Raw genomic sequence first — 12,155 nt, 5'->3', positions numbered from 1 at the left:
GCTGGGGTGTCCGGCGGTCATACTCGTGGTGCCCGTTGTCGATGACCCGCCGGGTCGGTCTCCGCCTCGGTCGGTCCAGGCGTCTCCGGCACGAGCACTCGCAGACATTGCCGGTGCTGGGCGATGCTCCGCTCGGCACCACCAGGCTCGTACGACATCTTCTCCGACTGCCGCGTTGGGCCGGATCGGGTCCGGCCGATCATCCGCTCCGCCATGCGCCTGCCCTTGAGGCGGGCATGGCCAGAATCCGGATCCCGCGGACCGGGCCGTGGAGGCCGAGAACTCGGCCGGCCGTCGTCCCCGCTGATCGCGCCTACTCCTCCCGCGCAATCCGCGGTCATCTCCGTCGACGCGGTATCCGCGCTGTCATCCCGCAGCCCGCTGACCAGATCGGTCACCGCCACCGGCGAGGCAGGGCAGGGGTCTCCCGCCTGGCTTCGACGGCGCGGTATACGAGCAGCGGAACACGGCCGAACGCTGCATCGCCCGCCTCAAAGCAGCGGCACGGCCTGGCCATGCGAACCGACCAACTACCTGGCCATCGCATACCAAACCGCGCTTCACCTCGCCGACCTCCTCAATCGTCAGCCTGTTGCGTGGATGACCAGCCGGTTCTGAGGTGGCTCGAAAATTTCGGCCAGTGCCCGGCCTTCCCGCCGACTCCCGTCGAAGAGCCCCCGCTTGTCTACATGCATGACAAGGACGTCATGGCTGTCGATCACGTCCGAGATACCTCGGGTGTTGATGGTGTCCGACCATGCGTCCAAATTCCCACCACACCACTCCGGCAGCCCGCACGGCTCGCTCACCGCGTCCCAGAAATCGTTGAGTGTCTCGATCCGCCGACCCCGCAGGTCAATGATCAACTCGCTGTCCGTCATCGCAACGGACTAATCAACCAGCCACCAGTCAAAGAGACAGGCTCTAGACGTGCTCGTCGCCCTAGCGCCGGCCTTCGTCACGATGACAGCCGGAAACATTGCCCGCGGCGTGCTGGCTGGCCTCGGCCGGTCGGCCCCTACGGATGGCAGCTGGGCTTCGACCGCGTCGTTCGCCTTGAACTCGACGCACCCCGAACCCTGTTGGGTATCCACTCCCCCGCCTGCCTTCGCCCTGATCCTCACGGTGACAACTCCCGCGCCCGGCGATCGGGCGGGCTTCGCCAAGCTGCGGGGCCGCACCCGCCTGGTCGTGACCCGCCTCGGTGTGTGCGGGGTCATCCCCGCCACGTTGCGTCTGCCTCCGACTGACCCTTTCAGCCAAGACTTCGGCCGCCATGCCGCGTTCGGGACGGGAGCGCGGGATGGTGCGAGTGCGCGAAGGTCGCACTCTCCGGCGGCAGGTCGTGCGGGCGGGTAGACCCACTGACGGCCGGTCCGGCTCTGGTAGGGGATCGCGTTCACGACCTCATCGCATAGGCGCCTTGGTGGCCGCTGACCGAGCGGTGCCGGTCCTTCCAACCGTAATCACCGGCTCGATCAACTACCACGGTCCATCCGACAAATCGCTCGGGTACGGCTTCCGTTCGCTCGCCCCGCCACCCCAACAGACCACCGGCTACGGACCAGCCGAGACCCAGGTCAGCTCCCTTGTACGCGGCTGGCGGCGTGGGCGTTGTCGTCCTTTGTCTGGGCGCGGGTGCCGGGCGTGACACAGACGAGGTCGTTCGCGGTCGCCTCGCGCCATACATACCCGGAGATGCAGGTGGGGTCACTGGGGCTGACCCGTCGACCTGCGGCATGGGCGTTGTCGTCCTGAGCCTGGGCGCGGACACCGGGCGTGACGCAGACATGATCCCCGGGTCCAGTTGCTTCACGCCACACATACCCCGACTTGCACGTGTCCGGCTGCGAGAGCAGGTTCGGGACTGCGACTGCGGCGGCTGGTAGCACCATGCTCCCAGCGACGGCAATGACCGCCGCCGAAGCAGCGGCAACAGCAGGAAGGCGCTTGCGGATACTGGCCATGCCTCTCACGCTCCCTTTCAAGGATCTTCCCGCTCAATGAGACGTCCGCCCGGTGCAAAGAGGAGCCCGCACTGGCTCGAAGCGCGGCGATCCTGTCACCGCATCACCGCGCGAGTCGGACGTGAGGTAGACCTTCGACCTCGTCCCCGAGTGGGACGTATGGGTCGGCTTTCCACACATGTCCTTCTTTAGCTTCGCTCTGCACCTTCTAGGGCGCATCTTGAGCCTCGCCATCGCACGTTCGACGGGTACCCGGGCCGGGGCCAGTACTCGGTTGACCGCGCTCTGGGCCAGGAGCAGTTCGCCGCCGGGAGGCCGTTTACCTCCGGTGGTCACCCACGGTCCACCTCCCTGATAGGCCCGGTCGGCGAGGACAGCAACCACGGCGGAGGTGTAGGCAAGGGCGGTGCCGACGGAAATCCCGAAGCCGGCGGCCATCTGTGCAAGGGGGGCGTGCTTGCGCAGGTACACCAAGGCGACCAGCGCGTGCGGGAGTCCGAGTGCGGCAGGATGGGGAACCAACGGGGCTCCTGTGCCCATGAGTAGAGACTTCGAACACCTCCCTCAACGGCACGGGGTCTCGTGCGTTGCGCGCCCTGCCGCTGTCACCCGATCAGTGCCCAGGTTGAAAGAGCTCACTGGGCGGGACGCCCCGTTCCCGGTCAGGAGCGGCCGCCGCTCGCGGAGGCCGCTCCGCTGGCGGAGCCGTCAGGGAGAAGCGATGCCGCAGGCTGCGGGCACGAGGTGCAGCCGCGCCTGGGAGACCTGTGTCAGCGGCGGGACAAGCAGGGTGGCTACTCCAGCTTCAACAGCCGCGCCATCGTAGCCGGAGCGATCGCCGACCATCAGGGCCTCGCAGGGCTGCACCCCGAGCGCGTCCAGGGCAACGCGGAAGATGGCGGGATCGGGCTTGCAGAGGCCGTGCTCGAAGGAGAGCACGAACTGGTCGACGTAACCGTCGAGGTCGTTCTTGACGAAACCCGGGCGGATGTCGAAGTGGATGTCGCTGATGACCGCCACCTTCAACCCCGCCGCTTTCACGGTTCTGAGACTGGACTCGGTGTCGGTGGCAAAACGAGCGTCGGTGGGGTCGGACAACGCCGCGTACATCTCCTGGGCCAACGCGGAGTCGATACCAGCAGCGTTCACCCAGCGGTCGTAGCCCCGGCGGTGCGACTCGGCTGACGCGTCGGCTCGGACCCAGCCCTGCTCGACGTCCGGCCGCTCACCCGCCGTACTCAACGCCGAGCTGATCCGCTGCACCTGCGACTGCGACGCGTCACGTCCGAGCTGCCGCAATGAGCGCTCGATCCACAGGCCCCCTTTCGGCTGCCCCTGGGCCGGCCCCCACTTGGGGACGATGAGCGTTCCCACCCAGTCGAACAGGACGGCTTTGAAGAACGGCATGTCTCCCCCGAGGCAAGGCGATCCAAGATCACGAGCAGGCTTCCACACCCGTCTTCGGCAAGTCAATCACGCCGCATCGGCCACGATGCCCGCCCTCATCGGCCGCGTCGCCTGGGCAAGGAGGGTCCGGCGGCAGGGTGGGATCACTGCCACGGCTACGGCTACGGCTACATCCGCGGGCCGCTGTGCGTCAGCTGCAACACCAGCGAGGGCGAACCCACGCCCTCCAAGAGCGCGCCGTAGCGAAGGGCTTGGCCCGCCCGCCGGGTTGCCGCGGCGGGCGGGCCAGGACGTGGCCGGAGGTACGTATTTTTGCTTTCTGCAGGTCGCAGATGCGGGGCCTGGGAGTCGGGGGGGCCGGCTGCACGCCGAAGCCCACGCCGGACACGCCGGGCGAGACCCGAGTCCGCCGAACGTCAGGCGGAGAAGCTGTCGCCCGCGTCGCTGGGACCCGGCTGCTCGACAGCCGCCAGGATTCGTCGAGTTCGACCTCGAGGAATCCGGTGAGACCGGCTCTCTCGAGGGCCGGTCTCACCGGGGAACGCCTAGTTCAGGGCTGCACCTGCTGCTGCTGGTCCCAACGGCTGTTGCAGTCCCACAGCGTGGCAGTCAACGCAGCGTCCTGGGTGGCTTCCTTGTAGATGCCGAGGCACTTGTTGGAGCCGGCGAACCTGGCCGCCAGACTGCGGATCGTCCGGTACTCCGGTGGGTTCACGACGGGGTCGACGAACCACCTCTGGTCGTTGGCTCCGTTGCACTCCCGCGCAACGATGTCCGTGCCGTTGCTGGTGCCTCCCGCCAACGTGCCGAGACACGGGCCGTCACCGTTCTTGATCTCGTAGAAAGTGCCCCAGACACTGCTGCCCTTGGCCCACTGGATGCTGAGCACGTGGTATTCGGCCGCCCAGTCGACAGCGAGGCACTTGCCGCTGCCCCGGTTGACGACGTCGTACTCGGTTGAGGCGGCGGAAGCAGTGGATGCGGACGATACGGCCAGCCCGGCAGGCAGTTCGGCAGGCAGTACGGCCGCGTGGGCAGCTGACAGAGCAGCCAAGCCGCAAGGACCTTCACGAGCCCCCCAGGGTATGGCCTGCTCAACGGTCGCGCGGACCTTGCGCGTTGGCCCAACGGCCCCTACCGAGAGCGATCTTGACGGTTCGGTCGAGCTGGCCGGCTGACGTTCGTGCTCCTGCGGGCGAGCGCGTGGGCGGCGGCGTCCTCGCCGACCGGGGCGATGACGTGCCGCACGTCGGCCAGAGCCTTCGACGCGACCAGCGGCTGCTCGGCGGCCAGGCCGTCGAGCTGGCGGACGAGTCCGGTGAGGAGCACGGTGAGTTCCGCTGGGAGTGGACGGGCGTCCTGGATGACCGACAGGTGCGCGTCACACTCCCCGATGGGCCTGGACAGGCTTCCCGCGCGCGGGAGCAGAACGGCCGCCGCGCACGTGGCCGGCTTTGTGGTGCGCCGGAGAGCGGTTGGCGGGATTCGCTGGAGCGGTCGGGTCAGCCCGGGCTCCGGCTGTCGTCGCTGAGGCTCGGCGGCAGGGGGTCGGCGAGGTAGTGCTGGATGGTGGGGGCGATGAGGTCGGTGACGGAGGAGGCGGGGAGGGTGGCGATGGCGCCGATCTGCCAGATGTAGCGGTTCATGACCATGCCGACGATCTGGGTGGAGATGAGGCTGGCCCGCAGGTTGCGTTCGGTGTCGGGCAGGCTGTGGGAGACGACGGCCAGCACAAGTTCGGAGAACAGCTGCCGCAGGCGTTGCAGGGCGGCGGGTTCCTGGGCGGCAGTGAGGATGATGGAGCGCAGGGTCTCGGCAGAGACGGGGTCCTCCCACAGGCTCAGGGCGGCCTGCACGAAGGCGTGCCCCCGGCGTTCCAAGGGCTGTTCGGCGGCGGCGGCCACGGCTGCGCCGAACGCCTCGGGGGGTTGCATCACCTCTTCCAACAGCCCGATCTTGGTACGGAAGTAGTAGTTCACCAGGCCGGGGTCGACACCGGCCTCCTGCGCGACCGACCGGAGCGAGGTCGCGGCGTAGCCGCGCGTGGCGAAGGATCTGCGGGCGACAGCAACGATCTTGTCCGCCTGCACTCCCCGTTCACCCCGAGGTCCTCGAGGGCCTCGACCAGTCACACCGCATCACCTTCCGTAACGGTTACAGGAGGGACTTCCCCTCGGCGAGAGTTTCAGCATACGTTGAAATTAGTTTCCACATGTGAGGAAATTACGAAGACGTCCTCCCCCCGGGGGGGCGAGACCCTCGTGGCCGTCTTCGCAACCTGACCGACGACCCCGCGCTCAAGGTCCAACCCCGGAGGCGCCGCAATCGCCGCGTTCCGCACCGCATCCGCCCCACCCCGCCCCACCACCTCACCGCCTCACCGCCCCGCCCCACCCCGCCCACGACCCATGGACCCCGCACAACAGCTCACGGGTGCCGTTCCAGCCCCTCGCCGTGTCCGCGTGCGTGAGTATTACTGCGACCCCGGACAAGGAGTCCCACCCCCGTGAACCGCACACCCGACGTCGTCACCCTCGCCTCCCTCGACACCCATCGCCTGATCGTCACCCTTCCGAACCAGGGCCCTGCCGACGTCCGTTCGAACCTCCCGCGCGCCACCGCCGCCGCCATGCTGCGCCGCCTCGCCAACGAGCTCGACGCCGAGCAGCCCCTCCCCGCCCTGCCCGGAGAAGCGTTCGCCGCCCTCACCCAGCAGCTCGCCCGCCGCCACCGCCCCGCCGAGGCGGCCCGGCTCGCCGCCGACGCCCTCGCCCACCACACCCGCGAACTCGCCGACATGCTCGCCGCCACCCTCGATCGGGGCATCCCCGCCGAAGGCCCGTCTGTCGGCCGGCACCTGGTCTCGATGCTGCGAAGTCACGCCGCCAATCTCGACAGCACACCCCGGGAGCCCAGCGACAACGTGCTCCACCTCGCCGCCGCCCGCCTCACCCGCCGCACGCAGCGATGAACAGCGGCACCACCCTCGTCGACGTGAGCGAGGGTGAGCTCCAGCCAGCGGCGTACCAACAGGAGTTGATCCAGGGCCGGGGCTGGCGGCAGGGGGCAAGAGGGGGTCCGGCGTGACCGACTACGCCGTCTCGGCCACGCTACTGGCTTCCGCCGGGCGGGCCTGCCTCTTGAGCTGCATGCGGGTGTCCATGAGGCGCTCGCGCGGGACGCTCGCCCAGTAGGCGTGGTCGACGACGGCGATCGACAGCTCCCGGAGCTCGGCCCGCATCCGGTCGACGGTCTCCTTCTGCTCGTCGCTCCAGCCGGGGCTGTCGGGCACGTCGCCGCGGTGGGAGAACCGCTCGCCCCGCTTCCACCCGACCACGGGTTCCACGCTCCAGGGCAGCCCGGCCAGGTAGGCACGGTGGTCGGCGTGCGCGCGGTGAAGGCGTTCCTGCAGCTGCAGGAGGTGGTCGGGGAAGGAGCCTGCATCAGTCACCCTCGAATCGTAATTCCGTTCGATTTCAGATGGGAAGCCGGCGCTCCGGTTGGTCACCCGGTCGGCCGACCCGCCTGGACCCCGATGGCGCTGCGAGGTCGGACGGCGCAGAGCTGATAGGGGCCGTGAGTTGGAGAGGGGCTCTCGGACGACCGGCTCCGACGGCCAGCCGAGCACGGTCAGCTCAGGCCACTGCTGTTGCCAGCGGACCGCCGTGGCCTCGTGCACCTCGCGCGGGACATGACCAGCCCGGTGCCCTCTCTCGCGATCTCGGTTCAGCCGGGGCCAGTCGGGTGCAGTCAGGTTCGGTCGGCGTTGTCCGCCAGTTCCCGGCTGCGGCCCGCCCACTGGATCACGTACGGCATGGTGAGACCGGAGGCGACGAAGACGCCGCCCATGAGGAGCCACCCCGGTGTCCCCCAGGTTGTGCAGAGCAGGCCGAGCAGGCTCGATGCGAGGGCGTAGCACAGTCCCATGCGTGTGGCGATCGGGGCCACCGCGACGAGCGCGCCGCCGTACCCGGAGGCGGGCCTGGTCGTACCGGGCCATCGCCAAGCGGGTGGCCGGTACGCGCTGCGCGCCGGTATCCGCCTCCCGGGTCGGCCGGATCCTGACAGATCTGGACCTCGAGCCGCACGAGGTCCGCGGCTGGCTCACCCGCCGGGTCCTGCGGCACGGCGACTTCGCCAGCCGCGAGGGCCTGATCGAGAGGTCCGAGACGTACGCGATCGGGCACAACGAGACCGCCGAGCCCTACCGGTGGACGGACGAAGGCACCCCACTCAAGGCGGCCTGATCAACCCCCACTGCTGTGACCCGAAGGGTTCGACGGGGCCGGGAGCCCGAGGGGCCGGCCGAGCGGTTCGAGGGATCGGGCAGCCCGTGTACTGGGCATGCGATGATCGCATCGTGACGATGAACCTGCATGACTTCGACGGCGAGCACTCGCTGACGATGTATGCCGGTGGCCTGGCTGCCGATGCCGCAGTCGTTGCCGCCGGGTACGAGCCGAACGGGTACTTCTGGGAAGGACTCATGCGGTTTGCGTGGCCGGACGTTGCCGAGCGCCTCGATTTCGACAGCGAGGCCGGCATGTTCTGCGCGACAGGGAGCCTGGGCGACCTCACGCGCCTCAAGACGGTCGTTGAATCCGTCATCACGAGCCCCGACGCGGTCGCCGACATCCTTGCCCGTGCGGAGACTTCGGGCTTCGAGTTCGACGATTAGTGCGGTGACCTGGGCCAGCCCTTTTGGATCTCGTCGGCCGAGCCCGCGGCGTCCGGTGCCGTGCGGGGGAAAGCGGAGGGGCGCACCGAGATCACCCCGCGCGTTCGTTCCGCGGGGCGGGCCCAGCTGCTGCCGGAGCCGGAGGATGCACGGGCCGGGCGCTGCCGAGGTCAGTCGGCCCAGACGTCCCACCATTGCTGCGACTGGAAGTTCTTCTGCCACAGCTGGACGCGGGCCCCGTTGCCCAGGACGTTCGCGTCGCGGTCCATGACGATGTTGCCGCCGTTGTAGAAGCGTGCGTTGTAGATCGCACGGTCGCCCGACGGGTGGGACCAGCTCTGCTGCGGGGTGTTGTTGCAGTCCCAGATCTGCACCTTGGTGCCGTTGCGGCCACCGCCGCCCAGGTCGGCGTCCAGGCACTTGCCGGGGAAGCGGTAGCTCTCCAGCGCGCCGTTGTTCCACAGGTACCAACGCTGCTGGGTGGTCCCGTTGCATTGCCAGACCTGGACGACCGTGCCGTTGCCGCCGCCGTTCGCATCCACGTCCAGACACTGGGTGGTGGGGCGTTTGGCGAAGTCGTTGGTGATCCGCACGGGTTGGTTCAGTAACCGCTGGGGCGCGGCGACCGTCACGCCCTGTGCCGGTGCGGCCCAGTACACGGGCCGGGGTACGACCTGGGCCTCGGGCGCGGTCACACCGGTGGCATCGGCCCCGGCGGTACCGGTCAGAGCGGCGGCGAAAGCGACGGCGGTGGCTGCGACGACCGCCGCCGATCGAGTGGTGCGAGGCATGTTCTCTCCCAAGTCCTCGGGTGCATACCGGCGGTGCGGCACCGGACCGATGACGCCCGGCAGGTGCCGGCAAGCAGCTGAACACAGCCCGGCCCCTCTCTGTCAGAAGGCCGATTCGGCCATGGAGGCTCGGACTGGCCCAGGTACGCGGCGCGGGTACGCGGCGCGGGTACGCGGCGCGGGTACGCGGCGCGGGTACGCGGCGCGGGTACGCGGCGCGGGTACGTAGGCCGGCGGCGCGCTCAGCCGCCGGGCACCGCTCCGCCGGACCACCGCGCTACCTCACTGCCGGGCCAGCGCGCTGCCGCGCTGCCCGATGCGCAGGGGTTCCCCGGTGTGGGCGCGCCGTGCGCGGCCGTCGAACCCGTGGGTCGCCGCGAGGGCGGCGCTGCGGCCCGGCGGTGTCACGGGCGGGCCGAGCGTGGAGAACGCGTACGTCGCGGGGGTTTCCCGCGGGCGCCGGATCAGGCCTCGTAGTCGTACTTCACTCCGATGCCCAGGGTCCCCTGGGTCGGGAGGATCCCGGCGCCGACGATGTCGAGGACCGGCGGGACGAGGAGTTCCGCGAGCCGGGCCACTTCCTGCGGGGTCAGCTCCGACCACGGGTCCGAGGCGAGCTCGTCGGTGAGCTTCTCGACGCCGGTGCGCAGCGCCAGCCCCGCCCCGGTGGCCGCGCCGTCCTCGGCCAGCAGGCCCCGGGAGGCGAGCCGCTCGCGGGCGGCGTTCCACTCGCCCGCGGACCACTGGCGGCTCTCGAACCACGGTGCCGGTGCGGCCCCCACGCCGGACTGCAGGACCAGGGACTCGACCGGGTCGAGCTGGTGGGCCTGCAGGGCGGCGAGATGGCCGTCCCCGCGGTGCTCGCGCAGGATCGTCGCCGCGTGCCAGAGCACGGTGTGCGGTGCCGAGGGCCAGGGCAGGGCGGCGTTGGCGGCGGCCAGCGGGCGCCCGCCGGTGGTGACGGCCTCGGCGGCGCGCCGGGCGAGCCGGGCGGCCTCGGCCAGGTCCGGTGCGGCGGTGCGCTCGCCGAGCAGGGCATGGAGGGAGCGGTCGGCGGCGACGGCACGGGCCGCGAGCACCCGGGCAGGCGGGGCGGTGTCCCAGGACCGTGCGAGGTAGTGGTCCACCATGCGCGGGCTGAAGCTGTAGAAGAGGGCGTTCACGAGCCCCGCTCCGGCCGGGCCCAGCGGTGCGGCCCGGTAGGCGAAGTACATCGGCCACCTGTCGTCGGTGGCGTAGCCGAGCGCGCCGGCCTCCTCGTAGGCCTCGGGGGCGAAGTAGACGACGGCGTGTACCGGTTCGAGCAGCTGCCACAGCTGCCGGACCGCGCCCGGTGCGTGTGCGGTGTCGTACGTCATCTCGCGTTCCCCCGTGGTCAGTTGGTGGCCGGAACAACCGGGGGTCAGCCTAGGCCATGTCCGTCGAACAGGCCGGTGGAAGTCCGGGCCAGAGCATCACATAACGTGCACTCCATGCATCAGATGTACTCGGCCGGGCCCGGCTCGGACGGCGAAGACGCAGGCAGGCGGCGGTTCCTCGCGATCGCGACGGGGGCGGCCACGGCTGCGGGGTTCGGGGTCCTGGCCGGTTGCGCGAACGGCGACGGCGACCGTTCCGGCGGCTCCGGCTCCGGCTCCGCATCCGCATCCGGGTCGGAGCCGCGGTCCGCGGCGGCCTCGGAGTCCGCAGCGCCGGGCAAGAGGCCGTCGGCGGCCGCGGCACGGGGTCTCGACGTCAAGGCCGAGAACGCCCGCCCGGGCCACGCCGACTGGCCGGTGGACAAGGCCGGCCCGGCACGCGCCATCGAGGGGTTCGCGGACAAGGTCAGCGTCCTGCCCGGCGAGTCCTTCGGGCTGCACGTGTCGACGACCGCACCCCGGTTCACCGTCTCCGCCTACCGGATGGGCTGGTACGGCGGGGCCCGGGCGCGGCTGGTGTGGCGCTCCGAGGCCCTGCCCGGGGTCCGACAGCCGGAGCACACGGTGGACGCCGGGACCAGGATGGTCCGCACCCGGTGGACCCGTACCGCCACGGTCGAGACGAAGGACTGGCCGGAGGGCAGCTACCTGCTACGGCTGGACGCGCAGGGCGGCGAGGGCCGACGGTTCGTACCGCTCACCGTGCGGTCCGCGGTGACCGCCGGTCGTACGGTCGTGGTCAACGCGGTGGCCACCTGGCAGGCGTACAACCGGTGGGGCGGCTACGGCAGCTACGACGGTCCCAGCGGCGGCTTCGCCTCCCGCTCGCTCGCCGTGAGCTTCGACCGGCCGTACGAGTACGACGACGGCGCGGGCCTGTTCCTGGTCTACGAGGCCCCGCTGATCGCGCTGGCCGAGCGGCTCGGCATACCCCTCGCCTACACGACCACCACCGACGTGGCACGGGAGAAGCGGCTCCTGGAGGGAGCGGCGGCGGTGCTCTCGCTCGGGCACGACGAGTACTGGTCTCCGGAGCAGCGGGCCCATTTCACGGCCGCCCGCGACGCCGGTACCAACATCGCGATCCTGGGCGCGAACTGCTGCTACCGCCGGATCCGGCTGGAGCCCTCCGACCTGGGGCCGGACCGCACGCTGGTCTGCTACAAGTCGTCCTACGAGCAGGACCCGGGGTTCAAGCGCGGCCAGCCCGCGACGGTGGACTTCCGCTCCGTGCCCGGCGCTGACCCGGAGAGCTCGCTGCTCGGCGTGATCTACGACGGCTACCCGGTGGACGCCCCGTACGTGGTCACCAACCCCGGACACTGGCTCTTCGAGGGCACCGGGGTGCGGGCGGGCGACCGCTTCGAGCACCTGGTCGGGGTCGAGTACGACAAGGTCGACACCAGTTTCCCGACGCCCCGGCCGATCGAGATCCTGGCCCACTCCCCCGTGGTGTGCGAGGGGCGGCCCAGCCACCAGGACACGGCCTACTACACGGTGGCGAGCGGGGCGGGGGTGTTCGCGACCGGCACGATGCGGTGGGTGGAGGCCCTGGACGCGACCGGGGACGGCCGCAGCGGACGCAACCACGGTCTGGACGCGCGCTCGGGAGCGCTGACCACCCGGGTGACGGAGAACCTCCTGCGGGTGTTCGCGGCGGGCCCGGCCGGCCGGACCCACCCGGCGCAGGACAACGTCAACGCGGTGTACGGGAGTTCGTGACCACATACGGGCCGCAGCCGGGCAGCGGGCGGGGTCGGGTCAAACAGGGTGGACTTCGCCCGAACGGGGTGGACTTCACCCGAACGGGGTGTTTAGGATCGTGATCACGGCATCGCGTGTCGGTCACCGACCGGGTGAGGCATGGAGGTGCCGTGACGTGCCTTTCGGAGGC

At 70.3% G+C, this 12,155-nt stretch carries 16 protein-coding genes and 1 pseudogene; 6 read left to right on the top strand and 11 right to left on the bottom strand.

Translation table 11 applies throughout. The annotated features are described in order from the left end of the window. Positions 1-245: 245 nt before the first annotated feature. A pseudogene (locus OG594_RS42235) lies at positions 246-496 on the top strand (IS5/IS1182 family transposase); the annotation flags it as partial. A gap of 88 nt (positions 497-584) precedes the next feature. Here OG594_RS42235 and OG594_RS42230 read toward each other — a convergent pair. The 3 genes from OG594_RS42230 to OG594_RS42220 all read right to left on the bottom strand — a co-directional run bounded on the left by OG594_RS42230 (position 585) and on the right by OG594_RS42220 (position 3,374). Beyond that, positions 585-881 (bottom strand): barstar family protein, encoded by a 297-nt coding sequence (locus tag OG594_RS42230; RefSeq protein WP_266607688.1) that lies wholly within the window; start codon positions 879-881, stop codon positions 585-587. A 1,119-nt stretch (positions 882-2,000) separates the two neighbouring features. Beyond that, positions 2,001-2,507, bottom strand: a complete 507-nt coding sequence (locus OG594_RS42225) for a transposase (RefSeq protein WP_266607687.1) — start codon at positions 2,505-2,507, stop codon at positions 2,001-2,003. A 168-nt stretch (positions 2,508-2,675) separates the two neighbouring features. After that, the gene (locus OG594_RS42220; protein WP_266607686.1) at positions 2,676-3,374 is read right to left on the bottom strand and encodes an HAD family hydrolase; all 699 of its coding nucleotides are present in this window, start codon (positions 3,372-3,374) and stop codon (positions 2,676-2,678) included. Here OG594_RS42220 and OG594_RS47245 point away from each other — a divergent pair. Then, positions 3,297-3,617 (top strand): endonuclease domain-containing protein, encoded by a 321-nt coding sequence (locus OG594_RS47245; RefSeq protein WP_323185488.1) that lies wholly within the window; start codon positions 3,297-3,299, stop codon positions 3,615-3,617. The genes OG594_RS42220 and OG594_RS47245 overlap by 78 nt on opposite strands. A 307-nt stretch (positions 3,618-3,924) precedes the next feature. Here OG594_RS47245 and OG594_RS42210 read toward each other — a convergent pair whose 3' ends face one another. From OG594_RS42210 to OG594_RS42200, 3 genes are all read right to left on the bottom strand, one after another. Next, on the bottom strand, positions 3,925-4,428 hold the full coding sequence (locus OG594_RS42210; protein ID WP_266607685.1) for an RICIN domain-containing protein: 504 nt from the start codon (positions 4,426-4,428) through the stop codon (positions 3,925-3,927). Positions 4,429-4,508: 80 nt separating this feature from the next. After that, positions 4,509-4,703: a hypothetical protein gene (locus OG594_RS42205; RefSeq protein WP_266607684.1), complete on the bottom strand. Its 195-nt coding sequence runs from the start codon at positions 4,701-4,703 to the stop codon at positions 4,509-4,511. 173 nt (positions 4,704-4,876) lie between these two features. Next, a complete protein-coding gene (locus OG594_RS42200) occupies positions 4,877-5,464 on the bottom strand; it encodes a TetR family transcriptional regulator (protein WP_266607683.1) in 588 nt (195 codons plus the stop codon). A 416-nt stretch (positions 5,465-5,880) separates the two neighbouring features. Here OG594_RS42200 and OG594_RS42195 point away from each other — a divergent pair, with 416 nt between their 5' ends. Then, the gene (locus OG594_RS42195; protein ID WP_266607682.1) at positions 5,881-6,345 is read left to right on the top strand and encodes a hypothetical protein; all 465 of its coding nucleotides are present in this window, start codon (positions 5,881-5,883) and stop codon (positions 6,343-6,345) included. A gap of 120 nt (positions 6,346-6,465) precedes the next feature. Here the strand turns inward: OG594_RS42195 and OG594_RS42190 are convergent, their stop codons facing one another. Both OG594_RS42190 and OG594_RS42185 read right to left on the bottom strand, forming a co-directional pair. Continuing rightward, on the bottom strand, positions 6,466-6,825 hold the full coding sequence (locus tag OG594_RS42190; protein ID WP_266607681.1) for a hypothetical protein: 360 nt from the start codon (positions 6,823-6,825) through the stop codon (positions 6,466-6,468). A 299-nt stretch (positions 6,826-7,124) separates the two neighbouring features. Then, positions 7,125-7,301, bottom strand: coding sequence for a hypothetical protein (locus OG594_RS42185; RefSeq protein WP_266607680.1), 177 nt, complete (start codon positions 7,299-7,301; stop codon positions 7,125-7,127). A gap of 83 nt (positions 7,302-7,384) precedes the next feature. On the opposite strand from OG594_RS42185, the gene OG594_RS42180 reads away from it, so the two are divergent. After that, positions 7,385-7,621, top strand: a complete 237-nt coding sequence (locus tag OG594_RS42180) for a hypothetical protein (protein ID WP_266607679.1) — start codon at positions 7,385-7,387, stop codon at positions 7,619-7,621. A gap of 119 nt (positions 7,622-7,740) precedes the next feature. Then, positions 7,741-8,052 (top strand): Imm51 family immunity protein, encoded by a 312-nt coding sequence (locus OG594_RS42175; protein ID WP_266608844.1) that lies wholly within the window; start codon positions 7,741-7,743, stop codon positions 8,050-8,052. Between the two features lie 170 nt (positions 8,053-8,222). Here the strand turns inward: OG594_RS42175 and OG594_RS42170 are convergent, their stop codons facing one another. From OG594_RS42170 to OG594_RS42160, 3 genes are all read right to left on the bottom strand, one after another. Next, positions 8,223-8,843 carry an RICIN domain-containing protein gene (locus tag OG594_RS42170; RefSeq protein ID WP_266607678.1) on the bottom strand — a complete coding sequence of 207 codons (621 nt, stop codon included), beginning with the start codon at positions 8,841-8,843 and terminating at the stop codon, positions 8,223-8,225. Between the two features lie 282 nt (positions 8,844-9,125). Further along, a complete protein-coding gene (locus OG594_RS42165) occupies positions 9,126-9,251 on the bottom strand; it encodes a hypothetical protein (protein WP_266607677.1) in 126 nt (41 codons plus the stop codon). A gap of 56 nt (positions 9,252-9,307) precedes the next feature. Continuing rightward, positions 9,308-10,201: a hypothetical protein gene (locus OG594_RS42160; RefSeq protein WP_266607676.1), complete on the bottom strand. Its 894-nt coding sequence runs from the start codon at positions 10,199-10,201 to the stop codon at positions 9,308-9,310. Positions 10,202-10,315: 114 nt separating this feature from the next. Between OG594_RS42160 and OG594_RS42155 the strand changes: the two genes are divergently transcribed. Beyond that, positions 10,316-11,983 (top strand): N,N-dimethylformamidase beta subunit family domain-containing protein, encoded by a 1,668-nt coding sequence (locus tag OG594_RS42155; protein ID WP_266607675.1) that lies wholly within the window; start codon positions 10,316-10,318, stop codon positions 11,981-11,983. Positions 11,984-12,155: the final 172 nt, after the last annotated feature.

The sequence above is a fragment of the Streptomyces sp. NBC_01214 genome (assembly GCF_026340975.1).
Taxonomy (GTDB): Bacteria; Actinomycetota; Actinomycetes; order Streptomycetales; family Streptomycetaceae; genus Streptomyces.
Note: the sequence above shows the minus strand (reverse complement) of the source record. Positions and strands in the feature narration are given on the sequence as shown.